16 protein-coding genes are annotated in these 13,909 nt (G+C 64.4%); 3 read left to right on the forward strand and 13 right to left on the reverse strand.

Annotated elements, in window-relative coordinates; all coding sequences use genetic code 11:
• Positions 1-166 precede the first annotated feature (166 nt).
• Positions 167-409 carry a hypothetical protein gene (locus ACUTSC_RS23540; protein WP_025303447.1) on the forward strand — a complete coding sequence of 81 codons (243 nt, stop codon included), beginning with the start codon at positions 167-169 and terminating at the stop codon, positions 407-409.
• A gap of 7 nt (positions 410-416) precedes the next feature.
• Here ACUTSC_RS23540 and nadS read toward each other — a convergent pair whose 3' ends face one another.
• The 3 genes from nadS to ACUTSC_RS23555 form a co-directional block, all read right to left on the reverse strand.
• Entirely contained in the window at positions 417-713 is a 297-nt protein-coding gene (gene nadS / locus ACUTSC_RS23545; protein ID WP_197768972.1) for a NadS family protein, read from the reverse strand.
• 37 nt (positions 714-750) lie between these two features.
• The gene (locus ACUTSC_RS23550; RefSeq protein ID WP_197768973.1) at positions 751-1,074 is read right to left on the reverse strand and encodes a type II toxin-antitoxin system RelE/ParE family toxin; all 324 of its coding nucleotides are present in this window, start codon (positions 1,072-1,074) and stop codon (positions 751-753) included.
• Positions 1,075-1,138: 64 nt separating this feature from the next.
• Positions 1,139-1,768 carry an alanyl-tRNA editing protein gene (locus ACUTSC_RS23555; protein ID WP_197772876.1) on the reverse strand — a complete coding sequence of 210 codons (630 nt, stop codon included), beginning with the start codon at positions 1,766-1,768 and terminating at the stop codon, positions 1,139-1,141.
• 85 nt (positions 1,769-1,853) lie between these two features.
• Here ACUTSC_RS23555 and ACUTSC_RS23560 point away from each other — a divergent pair, with 85 nt between their 5' ends.
• Positions 1,854-2,789 carry a LysR substrate-binding domain-containing protein gene (locus tag ACUTSC_RS23560; RefSeq protein WP_197772793.1) on the forward strand — a complete coding sequence of 312 codons (936 nt, stop codon included), beginning with the start codon at positions 1,854-1,856 and terminating at the stop codon, positions 2,787-2,789.
• Here ACUTSC_RS23560 and alkB read toward each other — a convergent pair.
• Complete coding sequence (gene alkB / locus ACUTSC_RS23565; RefSeq protein ID WP_197772792.1) at positions 2,772-3,419, reverse strand: DNA oxidative demethylase AlkB; 648 nt, start codon at positions 3,417-3,419, stop codon at positions 2,772-2,774. The two genes, ACUTSC_RS23560 and alkB, sit on opposite strands and share 18 nt — an antisense overlap.
• A 139-nt stretch (positions 3,420-3,558) precedes the next feature.
• On the opposite strand from alkB, the gene rarD reads away from it, so the two are divergent.
• Positions 3,559-4,437: an EamA family transporter RarD gene (gene rarD, locus ACUTSC_RS23570; protein ID WP_197772791.1), complete on the forward strand. Its 879-nt coding sequence runs from the start codon at positions 3,559-3,561 to the stop codon at positions 4,435-4,437.
• 1 nt (position 4,438) lies between these two features.
• Here rarD and dhbA read toward each other — a convergent pair whose 3' ends face one another.
• The 9 genes from dhbA to ACUTSC_RS23615 form a co-directional block, all read right to left on the reverse strand.
• Positions 4,439-5,197: a 2,3-dihydro-2,3-dihydroxybenzoate dehydrogenase gene (gene dhbA, locus ACUTSC_RS23575; protein ID WP_039565253.1), complete on the reverse strand. Its 759-nt coding sequence runs from the start codon at positions 5,195-5,197 to the stop codon at positions 4,439-4,441.
• A 100-nt stretch (positions 5,198-5,297) separates the two neighbouring features.
• On the reverse strand, positions 5,298-6,488 hold the full coding sequence (locus ACUTSC_RS23580) for an isochorismate synthase (protein ID WP_043147656.1): 1,191 nt from the start codon (positions 6,486-6,488) through the stop codon (positions 5,298-5,300).
• A 189-nt stretch (positions 6,489-6,677) separates the two neighbouring features.
• On the reverse strand, positions 6,678-7,370 hold the full coding sequence (locus ACUTSC_RS23585; protein WP_445653571.1) for a 4'-phosphopantetheinyl transferase family protein: 693 nt from the start codon (positions 7,368-7,370) through the stop codon (positions 6,678-6,680).
• Positions 7,371-7,531: 161 nt separating this feature from the next.
• Positions 7,532-8,761 carry a bifunctional glucose-1-phosphatase/inositol phosphatase gene (gene agp, locus ACUTSC_RS23590; RefSeq protein ID WP_107226475.1) on the reverse strand — a complete coding sequence of 410 codons (1,230 nt, stop codon included), beginning with the start codon at positions 8,759-8,761 and terminating at the stop codon, positions 7,532-7,534.
• Between the two features lie 146 nt (positions 8,762-8,907).
• Entirely contained in the window at positions 8,908-10,371 is a 1,464-nt protein-coding gene (locus ACUTSC_RS23595; protein WP_004940821.1) for an anion permease, read from the reverse strand.
• A 25-nt stretch (positions 10,372-10,396) separates the two neighbouring features.
• Positions 10,397-11,281 (reverse strand): triphosphoribosyl-dephospho-CoA synthase CitG, encoded by an 885-nt coding sequence (citG, locus tag ACUTSC_RS23600; RefSeq protein ID WP_445653572.1) that lies wholly within the window; start codon positions 11,279-11,281, stop codon positions 10,397-10,399.
• On the reverse strand, positions 11,262-11,810 hold the full coding sequence (citX, locus tag ACUTSC_RS23605) for a citrate lyase holo-[acyl-carrier protein] synthase (RefSeq protein WP_197768978.1): 549 nt from the start codon (positions 11,808-11,810) through the stop codon (positions 11,262-11,264). The genes citG and citX overlap by 20 nt, the downstream gene beginning before the upstream one ends.
• Positions 11,811-11,813: 3 nt before the next feature.
• On the reverse strand, positions 11,814-13,319 hold the full coding sequence (citF, locus tag ACUTSC_RS23610) for a citrate lyase subunit alpha (RefSeq protein ID WP_004940815.1): 1,506 nt from the start codon (positions 13,317-13,319) through the stop codon (positions 11,814-11,816).
• A partial coding sequence (locus ACUTSC_RS23615; RefSeq protein ID WP_445653573.1) for an aldolase/citrate lyase family protein occupies positions 13,319-13,909 on the reverse strand: 591 nt, incomplete at its 5' end. The genes ACUTSC_RS23615 and citF, both read right to left, overlap by 1 nt.

Below are 13,909 nucleotides of genomic sequence, written 5' to 3' on the forward strand. Positions count from 1 at the left end.
AATTTGAATTATTAGTCAGCGTATCGGCAAGAAATGTGTCGAAGTGTTATTTGAATGAGGAACTGTTGCAGTGCGTAAAAATACCGTGAATGGCCGCAGCGCCGCCGCTTGGCATTGATGGGGTTTTGTTATAACGTATCAGAACTCAAGCCAAAGGAAGACGACGATGAAAATCCAGCTGTCGCTGCTGTTTCTCAGCCTGCTGGCCGGCAAGGCCGCGGCGTTTCAGTCGAAAGTGCCCGAACCGCGCCCGGAACAGGCGCGCGCGGCGGAACAAAACATCGAAAATCTGTTTTACGGCTTTCACGCCATGGACGCCCAGCCGGTGAACATCGGCAGCTGCGCGGCGGTGCCGGTAGCGGGATGCCAATGCGCGTTCTGCACCCAGCTGCGGCAGGCCGGGCGTTGAGTATGATTTAAATCATCAGCAACTCATCGAGCAATGCCGGGTTACGCTCAATCAGCAGCAGAAGTTTCAGTGCCGACCCCGAGGGTATGCGGCGTTCCTGCTCCCAGCTTTGCACCAATCCCACGCTGGCCCCCACAGCCTTGGCAAACTCCGCCTGCTTCATCCCACGGGATTTGCGCAGCAGCTTGACGTCTGGAATAGCATGACGGTGAACATGCTCGGATTTTGGCGTCATCTTACCCTTTTCGATCGCCACCATTTCGTTCATACTGCTGACCAAATCGTCGAAAAGTTCTTTTTTCATAATGCTTTAATTCCTTCGTCACGCAATTTCGCCATCGTTAATCAAGTTGTTGAACGATGGATCTCAATATCGCCTTTTCCTGTCCGGATAAATCATCCTTTTCATTTTTACGGTATATCAACAATAAATAGACTCGGCCGCTGGGCGCCGTCAGATAATAAATCACTCTTACGCCGCCGCGTTTTCCCTTTCCGTCCAGCCCCCAGCGTATCCTTTTGCATCCGCCCGTGTGGCTGATCGTATCCCCTTCATGATGGTTCAACAGCAAATAGCTTTGGAAAGCCTGAAAGTCATCATCCTTCATCAATTCAGCCCGCTTTCGGCTGAAAACGGTCGTTTCGATAAACTCCAGATAGTCCATTATCATCGCCTCCTGCGATCGTTCCCTCCAGCCTACTCGTACGGGGTACGATAATCAAGGGGGGTCACCCCAGCTCATACTGCACGATCAGCTGCCCTTTCTTCATTTTGACACCGGTGACGATCACCGCTCCCACCTCGCCCAGCCTAGCGACATGAGTGCCGCCGCAGCCGTAGGCGGGCAGTTCGCCGAAGCCGACCTGGCGCATCCCCTCCACCGCCTGTTGGCGGCGGGGTAAATCGGCGGCGATCAAACGCGCCAGCTCCGCCTGCAAAAAGTCCGCTTCTACCGTCTGCGCATCCGGCCCTGGCGTAAACGTGATGCGCCCTTCCCCCGGCCAATGATGCGCCTTGACCGGCCGCCAGCCTCGGGTTTCTCCCAGCCAGCCGATCAGATGCCCGCCGGAGTGCCAGCGGGCGTGCAGGCGGCGCTGCGCTTCATCGATTTGCATCGTAACCGGCCCGAGCGGCAGCGGCGCGGCGGTAAAGTGCAGCACGGTATCCCCTTGCTGCTGCACCCGCAGCACGGCGACGCCGCCTAACGTCCCCACGTCGGACGGCTGGCCGCCGCCCTGCGGGTGGAACAGCGTGGCGTCGAGCACCACGGCGTAAGCGCCCGCCTCGGCCGGCGCGCAGCTCAACACCTGCGCCTGGCCCTGTACATCGTCGCTGTAGTAATAACGTCGTTCGGTCATCATTTTTCTCCTCGGTTCGAAGAGCCATTATATTCATGTCATAATCGATGGATAATCCGCCGCCATCACAATGGACCTTTGCGTCATGAGCACAAATCTTTCTTACGCCCTGTTGCCCGAAATGGCCGTTTTCGTTCAGGTGGTAGAAAGCGGCAGCTTTTCCGCCGCTGCCCGTAAACTGGGTACTTCGCCTTCCGCCGTCAGCCGCAGCGTAGCGAAGCTCGAGCAGGCGTTGGCGCTGCAGCTGCTGCACCGCACCACCCGCAAACTGCGGCTGAGCGAAAGCGGCGAAGAGGTGTTTGCGCACTGCCGCACCCTGCTGGCGGCGGCCGACGCGGTCATGGCGATCGGCGGGCGCGGCGCCGTGGAGCCCGAAGGGCTGGTCAGCGTCAGCGTGCCCAAGGCGGTGGGCCGCTTCGTGCTGCATCCGCACATGCCGGAGTTCCTGCGCCGCTACCCGAAGGTGGACGTGAGGCTGCGGCTGGAAGATCGCTACATGGATTTGATCGACGATCGGGTCGATCTGGCGCTGCGCATCACCGATCGCCCGTCGCCCGGGTTGATCGGCCGCCAGTTGATGAGAATAGACCATCTGCTGTGCGCCACGCCGCACTACCTGGCGCAGCACGGCACGCCGCAGCACCCGCACGATCTGGCGGCGCACAGCTGCATCTATCTGGGCGAAACGCCGAGCGACGCGCAATGGAAGTTCCGCCGCAGCGGCAAAACGGTGACGGTCAACGTGCGCGGCCGCTACGCCGCCAACCACACCGGCGTGCGGCTGAACGCGGTGAAACAGCATATCGGCATCGGCAGCCTGCCGTATTTTACCGCCCGCCAGGCGCTCGACGACGGCGAGATCGTGCAGGTGTTGCCGGAGTGGGATTTCCTCAGCAGCTATCACGGCGGCCTGTGGTTGCTTTACGCGCCTAACCAGTATCTGCCGCCCAAACTGCGGGTGTTTATCGACTATCTCGTCGCCTGCCTGGCGCAAGAGCCGCAGCTAAAGCGCCTTGCGTAGCGTGATATTGATGCGGTGCGGCCCCACCAGCGAGTGGTAGCCCTCCTTGACCGGCAGGATGCCGTGAAAACAGAGCCGCGCCGGGCCACCCCATACCACCACATCGCCGTGCGCCAAGGGGATGCGCCGCGCCCGGTCGCTGCGTTGCAGCCCGCCGAACTGAAACACCGCCGGCAGCCCGAGCGACACCGAGACGATCGGCGCACCGAAGTCGTGCTCGTCTTTATCCTGATGCAGCGACAGCTTGCTGCCCGGATCGTAACGGTTCATCAGACAGGAATCCGGCACGAAGGGGCCGAATCCCGCCTGCTGCGCGGCTTCGTCCGCCAGCGCCATCAGGATGGGGGGAATGGCCGGCCAGCGTTTGCCGCTGCGAGCGTCGCGTTCCGAATAGCGGTAACCGCGGCTGTCGCTGGTCCAGCCGTTGCCGCACCAGCTCATCGCCACCGACATCACGTGCCCGCCGGGGGTGGTCAAATGCCGCCACGGCACCTGGGCGACGACACCCTGCACCGCCCCCAGCAGTTCCGGCCCGTGATCGCGCACGAAGCCGTGCATCACCACCGCGCCGGGGGCGATCTCTTCGCGCCACGGCGGCGGCAGCGCGTCTTCAAAAAGATCGATTGTCATCGCCAAAGCCTGTATGAATACACAGCATTCATTGTAACCCGCCGCCGCCGATTGTCCAGCGCTCGGCAACGCCATTGTCGTTGGCGGCAAATTTCTCTACAGTAGCCGCCATAAAATCAATCACTCACCAGGAATGCGTGTGATTAAGGGCATCACTCTTTCGGTCGTCGCCTCCATCTTGTTCGGCGCGATGTATTATTTCACCTCTACCCTCACCCCGCTGAACGGCGAGCAGGTCTACGGCTGGCGCACGCTGCTGACGCTGCCGTTCCTGACGCTGTTTATGGCGCTGTCCGGCGATTGGCGCAAGGTGGGCGACACGCTGGTCTGGATCGGCCAACGGCCGCAGCGCCTGCTGGGCCTGCTGCTCACCTCGGCGCTGCTGGGGGTGCAGCTGTGGCTGTTCCTGTGGGCGCCGCTGCACGGCAAGGCGCTCGACGTGTCGCTCGGCTATTTTCTGCTGCCGCTGACCATGGTGCTGGCGGGCCGTTTGATCTACCGCGATCGGCTGTCGCTGCTGCAAAAGCTGGCGGTGGCGTGCGCCATGGTGGGGGTGGGCAATGAGCTGTATCAGGCGGGCGGCGTCTCGTGGCCGACGCTGGTGGTGGCGCTGGGCTATCCGCTCTACTTTATTTTGCGGCGGCGTTTCGGCACCGACAATCTCGGCGGGCTGTGGTGCGAGCTGGCGCTGATGCTGCCGGCGGCGGCCTGGTTCGCCTTCGGCGACGGCGGCGCGGCGGCGCTGCAGATCAATGCCGAGCTGTATTGGCGCATTCCGCTGCTCGGCGTCATCAGCGCCGTGGCGCTGGTGTGTTACATCCTCGCCAGCCGCCTGCTGCCGTTCAGCCTGTTCGGCCTGCTGAGCTATGTGGAACCGGTGCTGCTGGTGATCGTCGCGCTGCTGCTCGGCGAAAGCATCGGCCAAAGCGAATGGCCGACCTATCTGGCGATCTGGCTGGCGGTGCTGCTGCTGGCGGCGGAAGGCGCGCAGCACCTGCTGCGCCGCCAGCGGGTCTGACTCAGGCGGCCAGCGTGGCGCCGCCGTCGATCACGATGTCCTGCATGGTGATGTGGCTGGCCAAATCGGAGGCCAGGAACAACACCGCGTTGGCGATCTCATCCGGGCGGGCGATTTTGCCCAGCGGGATCCCCAGCTTGAACATCTCGGGGAAGCCGGCGATGGTGCGTTGTTGCGCGTCGTCGGTTTGCCACATGCCGCGCTGCATCGGCGTGTCGGTCGAGCCCGGCGACACCAGATTGCAGCGCACGCCGAACGGCGCCATTTCCAACCCCACACAGTGGTTCAGGCTGGTCAGCGCCGCCTTGGAGGCGCAGTAGGCCGCCATCTGCGCGCGCGGTACGTGCGCGGCGTTGGAGCCGATGCTGACGATCGCCCCGCTGCGCTGCGCCTTGAAGTGCGGCAGCACGGCGCGGAACAGGTAAAACGCTCCCGAGGCGTTGACGTTGATGCACTGATGCCAGTCATCCACGCTCAGATCTTCGGTATTGCCCATGCGCAGAATGCCGGCGGCGTTGACCAACACGTCCAGTCGCGGGTTCTCCGCCAGCTGTTGGCGGCACACCGCCTCCACCTGCTCCGGCCGGCTGATGTCCAGCGTCACGCAAGGGTAAGGCAGATCCGGGTTGGCGAACTCGCGGTCAAATCCCACCACCTCGGCGCCCTGCGTCAAAAAATGCCGGGCGATCTGCTCGCCGATGCCGCGCGCCGCGCCGGTCACCCACACGCGTTTGCCGGTGAAGTCCATCTGAATGCTCATGCGCACACCGCCATCCGGGCACGCTGCCGGGTCATGTTGTTGTTCATCGTTGTCTCCTGCGAAAGCGTATGACGCGGCGCGCACGGCGCCGCAAAGAGGCCTACAGCGCGCCGCTGTTCAGGCCGAAAGCGTTGAGCATGGTGCCCAGTTTGGCGGCGGTTTCCATCCACTCGGACTGCGGCGTCGAAGCGGCGACGATGCCCGCGCCGGCGAACAATCGCACCCGGTTGCCGCGCAGCAGGCCGCTGCGGATGACGATCGCCCACTCGCCGTCGCCGTTGGCGTCGCACCAGCCGACGATGCCGCTGAACAGGCCGCGATCGTGCGGTTCCAGATCGGCGATCAGTTGGCGGGCGCTCTCGGTCGGGAAGCCACACAGCGCCGGCGTCGGATGCAGCAGGCAAGCCAGCTGCATCACGTTGAGATTCGGGTTCAGCAGCTCGCCGCGAATGCGGGTGGACAGGTGCCACATGGTGCCGGTGCTGAGCAGCGACGGGCCGCTGGGCACGCTCAGGCTGGCGCACAATGGCGCCAGGTGGCGGCGAATGTCGTCGATCACCAGCTTGTGTTCGTATTTGTCTTTGGTCGAGCGCATCAGGCGCTCGCTGCCGAGGCGATCCTGCTGCGGATCGTCCTGACGGCGCGCCGAGCCCGCCAGCGGATTGGTGTGGATCTCGCCGCCCTGCTTGCGGATCAGCAACTCCGGGCTGGCGCCGATCAGCACGCCGCCATCGGCCAGCGGCAGGGAAAAGTGATAACCGGTCGGGTTCTGCACCATCAGGTTATTGAGGATCTGGTGGCCCGCCACCGGCTGCTCCAGCTCAATGTCGAGGATGCGCGACAGCACCGCCTTGTCCAGCTTGCCCTGTTTAAAGCGGCTGACCGCTTCCGCCACCGCGTGCTTGAAGCGCGGCTCGTCCGGAATGCTGGTGCAGGCAGCTAGGCGATGCGGTTGTTGCAGCATCGGGCGCGCGGCGCGGGTAAAGCTGTCGTTGGCGACAAACTGGCAGTTTTCAGGCACGTACAGGCTGGAAGGCCGGCGCGTATCGAACGGAATGGCGCCCACCACCACCGGCGTCTCCTGGCCGGCAGCTTTGGCGCGCGCCAGCGCCTGGCGGATATGCTGCGCCAGCGCGCTGCCTTCCTGCTCACCGCCGAACGCCGGCGTCTCGATACGCTCGAACACGCCATCGGCGGAGAGGGAACGGAATTCGGACCGGTACAAAAAGGTCGATTGTTCGGCGTACACAAACCCGGGGAAGGTTTGGTTTTCTGTCGTCAGTGTCGCCACTAGACCACTCCTTTGTTGCGCCTTACCAATGATAATGTTTATGCGAATAATTATCATTAGCCATAAAAGGAGGATAAATTACACCGGATCCCCACCGTGGGTCAATCTCCGATGAATGAATCTTTCCGCCCGCTGCGGCAAATCCGCGTTACGGCAAAGTAAGAAATAACACACTGTTATTATTGTGTTTTAGCAGAAAATAAAAGTCGTGACATCGTCACCTTCACGCCAAAAGCGCCCGTTAAACCGGCGGCCGGCGGGGCAATCTGGCGTCAACGTCTTAAGCAGCGCTAATACAAACGTCTGCCGCTGCATATCCACGCCGACCATGCGCGCATCGAGAAAATCGAAGTAACAGCGCACCTGCGGATAAAGCGCCTTGAACAGGCTCTCTTTGGCGGAAAACGTCAGCGTCAGCAGTTCATTGAACGGCAGCGCCTCGCGCAGCAACGCCTCGCGCTCCGCCGGGGAAACGATCGCCCCCCACAGCTCCTCCGCCCGCACGGCGGAGAGCAGCGTCTCCACATCCAGCCCCACCCCACCCAGCCCGCTCTCGCGGTGCACGGCGCACAGCGCGGTATCCGAATTATGGCTCAGCGCCCCGGCGATGCCCGGCGGCCACTGCGGCGCGCGATCTTCGCCGCGCGCCAGGGTGAAGTCGGCAAAACCGAGCTGCGCCAACAGCTGCCGCGCCAGAACACGCCCGGCCAGATACTCCGCGCGGCGCTTCGGCACCGCGCGCGCCAGATGATCCGGCAGCGCAAAGCCCGCCTCGGGAAAACTCTCGTCGCGATACTCCGCCAGCGCAAAATGGCAGCGCGCCACCTGGCCCGGATAGCCGTCCGGCGTGAAAAATTCGATATGGCGGATAAAAGTGGGCAACGGCGGTATCCATGATAAGCAGGCAGGCTGATGATGTTAGCCCCCGAAACGGCCTGCAACAATGACCCTGGGCAAAATAAATGGCGTTAAGACCCGCACGGCGGCGCGTTAGCCGGGATGGGGAGAGGCCTCTCCCCCGCGCTCGGGAGAGAGGCTGGGCATTACAAGATGCCTTTCATGGTCTTCTCGAAATCGCTCCAGGCGCAGAAGCCGTCTTTGTCGATCGGGCAGCCTTTCAGCGCCAGCGTTACTCGCTGCGGCGGGGTTTGCAGCGTCAGCGGCGTCGCCTTGCGCAGCTGTTCGGTGGACTGATAGACGTACTCGATCTTCAGCAATTCACGGTCGTTTTGCGCGTCGCGCCAGCGCTGGAATACCAGTTTGCCGCCGATCGGCGTTTTCTCGTATTGCTGCGGCAGCTGATACGGCTGGAACTGCATGGCCGACAGCAGCGAGGCAATATTGGAATCGTGGCCGACCAGCACCGTCAGTTTCGGCGCGTCCGGTTTACGCTCGCCGAGCAGCGCGTTGTTGATGTAGGTCAGCAGCGGCTTGGCGACGTTCTGCGCCACCACCGGCGAGGTGAACAGCGAGTCCTGATAGCCGTCTTTCAGCTGCGCCAGCTGCTGCCACTGGTGCGGGGTGGCGATTTTGCCCCAGGCCACCTCTTTCATCGGGAAACCTTCGTAATACTGCAGCATAAAGGCGTCCACCAGCGAGTTGCCCACCCGCAGCGGGCCGGAGACGCCCGGCTCTTTGCCCGGCACCGCGCTCATCACGCTGGCTTCTTTGGTCAGGTCACAGTGTTTGTCGGTCTTGCAGGCGGCGGAATCCTTGTAGTCGATGATCTTCGCCAGCTGTTGGTAAGCCGCGTCCAGCTTCAGCGAGCCCAGCGCGGCGTTCATCGCCGCCAGCGCCTGCTGGTTGAAGGCCTCGCTGGTGTCGGTGATGATCGGGTTGAAGGTCGGATCCATCTCGCCCATCTTGTCCTGATGGTGCACGCTGACGTCGCAGCCGGGGAACGCGCCGTTGCTGAAGAACTGCGCCGTGGCGACCGTGCGCTGCAGGCTGTTGGCGTAGACGTACACGCTGCCGGCGGTCGGGCAGCCCTCTTGCGGCAACAGGCCGGTCTGCTTCAGCCAGGCGTTGAAGTAGTGCCCCATATACACTTCCAGCACCCCGCCCTTGGTGGTCAGCTGGCCGCCCGGCGTTTCCCAGGCCGGCCAGGCCTTCGGCGTAGACTGCGCCAGCACGCTGCCGTTGTTGGCCAGCGGCGCGCGCAGGTTATGGCGGCTCATGACCAGCACCTGTTCCAGCTGATAACCGCCGGCGTCCGCCAGCGCGCTCCCGGTGAATAACAAAGGCAGGCACAGCAATAGCGTTTTTTTTCTCATCCGCAGAGGCTCCCGGAAAATGATTATTTTTAAGGTGTTAGCGTTTGCCTGCGTATGATGGCGAGGTTAGTGTGACAAGTGTGTGACAGGGTTCACGGGAAAGGATCGTAACCGCGGCCACCGGGCGGTGGCCGCGTGGCTTCAACTCAGTACCACAGGCTCATGATCGGCCAGCCGATCAGCAGCAGCGCGGCAATGTACACCACGCCGAGAATGCCGCCCAGGCGCCAGTAGTCTTTCGACTTCACGTAGCCGCAGCCGTAGATGATCACCCCCGGCCCGGTGGCGTACGGCGTCAGCACACCCATGATACCGATCGACAGCACCAGCAGCATCGACAGCTGCTCCATCGGCACACCCGGCAGCCCTTTACCGACCGCCAGGATCACCGGCAGCATGGTGGCGGTGTGCGCCGACAGGCTGGCGAACAGGTAGTGGGCGAAGTAGAACACCAGTACCAGCGCCACCACCGTCATGTTCGGCGAGAAGCCGTCCAGGTGGGTGCTCATGGTCTGGGCGAACCAGTCGATAAAGCCGGAGCGCGTCAGGCCGTTGGCCATCACCACCAGCGTCGCCAGGTTAACCAGCGTATTCCAGGCGCTGGAATATTTGGTGATCTCTTTCCACGACACCACGTGCAGCGCCAGCATCAGCGACACCGCCAGCAGGCACACCGCGGTGGCATCCAGCATTTTGCCGCCGAACACCCACAGGCACAGGCTGAGCAGCACCAGGCCGATCAGGGTGTATTCCTTGCGCGTCAGCTTGCCCATTTCCCCCAGCGCGGTATCCGCCCAGGCGGCCACTTCGCTGCTGTGGGTCACGCCCGGTTTGTACAGGTAGTAGGAGATCAGCGGCGCGATGATCAACAGCAGCAGGCCGACCGGCAGGAACGCCAGGAACCACTGCATCCAGCTGATGTGCACCCCGGCGATCTTGCCGACGAACTCGATGCCCAGCACGTTAGGCGCGGCGCCGGTGACGAACATCGAGGAGCTGATGCTGGTGCCGACCACCATCATCCACATCAGGTAACCGCCGATGCGGCGTGAAGAGGGATCGTTGGGGAAGGAGTCGAACAGCGGCGGCAGGTTTTTCACCACCGGGAATACCGTGCCGCCGGTGCGCGCGGTGTTGGACGGCGTGAACGGCGCCAGCAGGATATCGATGATCACCACCGCATAGCCCAGCGTCAGCGTGCGCTTGCCCATGAACTTCACCAGGAACAGCGCGATGCGCCGCCCCAGCCCGGTGGCCTCGTAGCCCAGCGCGAAGATAAAGGCGCCGAACACCAGCCAGACGGTGGTGCTGGAGAAGCCCGCCAGCCCCCATTTCAGCGCCTCTTTACCGGCCTTGAAGCCCGGCTCCGCCAGCTCCTGCGCGCCGAACAGCACCCAGTTGGCGCTCAGCACACTGACGGTCACTGCGATAAAGCTGATGGCGGTGGCCGGGATCGGCTCCAGAATCATGCCGACGATCATCGCCACGAAGATGGCGAAGTAGTGCCAGGCCTGCGGCGGCATGCCGTCGGGCACCGGTATCAATAACAGGATCGCGAGCACCGCCAGCGGCGCTATCGCTTTCCAGATCTTTTCCTGGGTTTGGGACATAGAGACTCTCCTGAAGGCTTGGTTATTATTCTTGGGCACCCAGCTGCGCCAGCAGCCAGGTCACTATCAACAGGTCGGCGCTGCCGCCGGGGCTGAGGTTGCGAGCGATGCAGTCGGCATCGAAGCGCCGCAGGCGCGCCAGACCCGCCTCCCCCGCCGAGCCGCCCTGCGCCAGCAGCAATGCCGCCCGGCGCCGCAGCCAGCGCAGCCCGTGCAGGCCGCCGCGCGAGGCGACGTTGGTGTCGTCGTTGTGGGCCATCAGCAACAGCAGGCTGTCCAGCAGCGCCCGCTGTTCGTCGCCATCGGCGGCCAGCCGTTGCCGATACAGCGGCAGCGCGCCGTCAATGACCAGCCGGAAACCGGCCTCCGCCTCGCCGCGTGCGCCGCTCAACCCGTGCGCGGCGAACAGCCGCTGGCCGGCGGTCTGCCCCGCGTTGTTGCGCCGCAGCTCGCGATCCACCAGCCCCCGGCACATCGCAGCCACCTCGGCGCACAGCGCTTCGGCACCGATGGCGCGGCCATGCTGCTGCAGGCGGCCGAAGGCGGTGCACAGCAACCCGAGCGAGAACACGCTGCCCTTGTGGGTGTTAATGCCGCCGGTGGCGCGGAACATCTGGTTTTCGCAGGCCAGGCCGAGCGGCCGCAGCCGCGCCAGCTGCTGCTCTGCCGGCAAAGCGGCGTCCTCGCGCCCGCGTTGGATAAAGCGCGGCAGCCACACGCCGATGGCGCGGGCGCTGCGATAGAAGTGCCCGAGATCCATGTCGCGGTGGGCACCGGTGTTATGGCGATCCACCAGCCCCGGCTTGGGCGTGAGGTTGACCTCCACCAGCAGCGCGCGGAAAGCGGCGCGGGCGAAATCGCAGGCCGGTTCGGCACGGTGGGCGGGCAGGTTAATCGGCAGAGATCGCATCGTTGAACATCCTTTCCATTTCATGCAGCAGCTGTTCGCTGCTGTGCCGCCGCTGGCGGGCGCAGATCTTGGCCGGTTGGCCGCACAGCAGGCAGCGCCGTTCCGGCAGGCCGATGTCGCGGCGCGACAAAATGCGCCCCCGCGTATCCAGCACGTCGATATCCCACAGTCGGCCGATCGCGCGGCTCACCTCCAGCTGCATGGCGCAGTCCTTCACCCGCTGGGCATCGGCGCGCAGCGCGACAAACCCTTCGCAACCGGTGGCGAGCGCCAGCGCCTCGGCCTGCGGGCTGGGCCAACCCTGTTCGGCGCACAGTCGCAGCAACGCCGCCCACCCCAGGTTGAAGATGCCGCGCGTCAGCGCGCTGTCCTTCACCGGGCCGGGCACCACCAGCGTCAGCACCAGCAGCGTGCACTCGTGCTGCGCCAGCCACGCCTGCTGCCGCGCCTGGCGGCATTCGCGGCTGGTGAGCAACTCCGGCAGGCTGACCGCGCGTTCGGCGGCCAGTTGGGGATCGACGGCGGCCATCGCTTACTCCGCCACCTGATGCACCACGTCGATCACCGAGCCGTCGCGGTAGCGCACCACCGCCACCACCTTGTCGGTAAAGGCGATCGGCTGCGGTTCGCCGGTCAGCTGCAGCGCACGGGCGCGCAGCCAGTCGATGCTCACCACCTCGAGGCCGGCCTCCCGCAGACGCTGCGCCAGCTCCGGCCGCGCCGGGTTGACGGCGATGCCGTGGTCGGTCACCAGAATGTCGATGCTGGAGCCCGGCGTGACGCAGGTAGTCACCTGCTCCACCAGCGTCGGGATGCGCCCGCGCACCAACGGCGCAACGATGATCGCCAGCCGCGCGGCGGCGGCGGTGTCGCAGTGGCCGCCGGACGCGCCGCGCAGCACGCCGTCGGAGCCGGTCAGCACGTTAACGTTGAAGCCGGTGTCGATTTCCAGCGCGCTCAGCACCACCACGTCGAGCCGATCGACCGACGCGCCCTTGGAGCTGAAGTTGGCGTACTGGTTGGCGCTGATTTCGATATGGCGCGGGTTGCGCGCCAGCGAGGTCGCCGCCGCCCGATCGAAGCTCTGCACGTCCAGCAGCTTGCCGATCAGCCCTTTCTCGTGCAGGTCCACCATGGTCGAAGTGATGCCGCCGAGGGCGAACGCGGCGCGAATGCCGCGGGCGCGCATCTTGTCCTCCAGGAATCGGGTCACCGCCAGCGAGGCGCCGCCGGTGCCGGTTTGCAGCGAGAAGCCTTCGGTGAAGTAGCCGGAACCGGCAATCACCTCGGCGGCGCGGCGGGCGATCAGCAGCTCGCGCGGGTTCGAGGTCATGCGCGTGGCGTCGGCGCCGATCTTGTCGGCGTCGCCCACCCGCTCCAGCTGCACGATCAGATCCACCCGATCCTGCGCCAGGCTGGCGGGATGATGCGGATACGGCACCAGCTGCTCGGTCAGCAGCACCACGGTGCCCGCCGCCTCGGCGTCCACCCGCGCATAGCCGAGCGAGCCGCAGCAGGCTTCACCGCTGTAACCGTTGGCGTTGCCGAACTCATCGCAGGCCGGCACGCCGAGAAAGGCCACGTCTATCTTCAGCTCGCCGGATTCGATCAGGTTGACCCGGCCGCCGTGCGAGTGAATTTGCACCGGCTCCGCCAGCAGGCCGCGCGAAACGGCGTCCGCCAGCGGGCCGCGCAGCCCGGAGGTGTAAATGCGACTCACCACGCCGTGGCGGATATGCTCAACCAGCGGCGCATGGCAGTCGGTCAGCGAGCTGGACGCCAGCGTCAGGTTGCGGAACCCCATCGCCGCCAGCGTCTCCATCACCTGATTGAGCGTCAAATCGCCACCGCGAAACGCATGGTGGAAGGAAATGGTCATGCCGTCCTGCAGTCCGCTGCGGCGCACCGCTTCCTGCAAGGAGTCGCACAGCTTGAGATCGCGCGGTTTGCGCGCCTGCAGATTGGCTTTGGACACGTCCTGATAGCCCGGCAGATCCGCCGGGTTGGCGAAGGTCATCAATCGTTGTTGGCGGTTCATCATGCTTCCTCCCCGTGCTGCGCCGGTTCTTCCCCTAAGCCGGACAGCGCGGCGCGCTCCAGGACCAGCCGGGCGCGTTCAATCACCGGGCTGTCGACCATTTTTCCGTTGAGCGACACCACGCCGCGCCCTTCCCGCTCCGCCGCTTCGGCGGCGTCCACCACCCGCTGCGCGTGCGCCACCTCTTTGGCGGTCGGCGCGTACAGGTTGTGCAGCAGCTCAATCTGGCGCGGGTTGATCAGCGATTTGCCGTCGAAGCCGAGCTGTTTGATCAGCGCCGCTTCCTGCAGGAAGCCGGCCTCGTTATTGGCGTCGGAATAGACGGTGTCGAACGCCTGAATGCCGGCGGCGCGCGCCGCCTGCAGCAGCGAACAGCGGGCGAACAGCAGCTCGATGCCCTCCGGCGAGCGCTCGGTGCGCAGGTTGCGCACGTAGTCTTCCGCCCCCAGCGCGATGCCGATAAGCCGCGGCGAAGCGTGCGCGATCGCCACCGCGTTGGTGATGCCCTGCGCCGATTCGATCGCCGCCAGCAGCCCGGTGCTGCCGACCGGCCGGCCGCAGGCCGCTTCGATGGCGGCAATCTCGCGTTC

The organism is Serratia sp. TSA_105.2, from assembly GCF_052692115.1.

Excerpts from the sequence above, each read along its gene's own strand:
- ACUTSC_RS23555 (WP_197772876.1), bottom strand. The coding sequence starts at position 1,768 with ATGACCGAACGACGTTATTACTACAGCGACGATGTACAGGGCCAGGCG.
- dhbA (WP_039565253.1), bottom strand. The coding sequence starts at position 5,197 with ATGAGCATTCAGATGGACTTCACCGGCAAACGCGTGTGGGTGACCGGC.
- ACUTSC_RS23550 (WP_197768973.1), bottom strand. The coding sequence starts at position 1,074 with ATGGACTATCTGGAGTTTATCGAAACGACCGTTTTCAGCCGAAAGCGG.
- citX (WP_197768978.1), bottom strand. The coding sequence starts at position 11,810 with ATGGCCGCCGTCGATCCCCAACTGGCCGCCGAACGCGCGGTCAGCCTG.
- citG (WP_445653572.1), bottom strand. The coding sequence starts at position 11,281 with ATGCGATCTCTGCCGATTAACCTGCCCGCCCACCGTGCCGAACCGGCC.
- agp (WP_107226475.1), bottom strand. The coding sequence starts at position 8,761 with ATGAGAAAAAAAACGCTATTGCTGTGCCTGCCTTTGTTATTCACCGGG.
- ACUTSC_RS23560 (WP_197772793.1), top strand. The coding sequence starts at position 1,854 with ATGAGCACAAATCTTTCTTACGCCCTGTTGCCCGAAATGGCCGTTTTC.
- ACUTSC_RS23540 (WP_025303447.1), top strand. The coding sequence starts at position 167 with ATGAAAATCCAGCTGTCGCTGCTGTTTCTCAGCCTGCTGGCCGGCAAG.
- citF (WP_004940815.1), bottom strand. The coding sequence starts at position 13,319 with ATGAACCGCCAACAACGATTGATGACCTTCGCCAACCCGGCGGATCTG.
- alkB (WP_197772792.1), bottom strand. The coding sequence starts at position 3,419 with ATGACAATCGATCTTTTTGAAGACGCGCTGCCGCCGCCGTGGCGCGAA.
- nadS (WP_197768972.1), bottom strand. The coding sequence starts at position 713 with ATGAAAAAAGAACTTTTCGACGATTTGGTCAGCAGTATGAACGAAATG.
- ACUTSC_RS23595 (WP_004940821.1), bottom strand. The coding sequence starts at position 10,371 with ATGTCCCAAACCCAGGAAAAGATCTGGAAAGCGATAGCGCCGCTGGCG.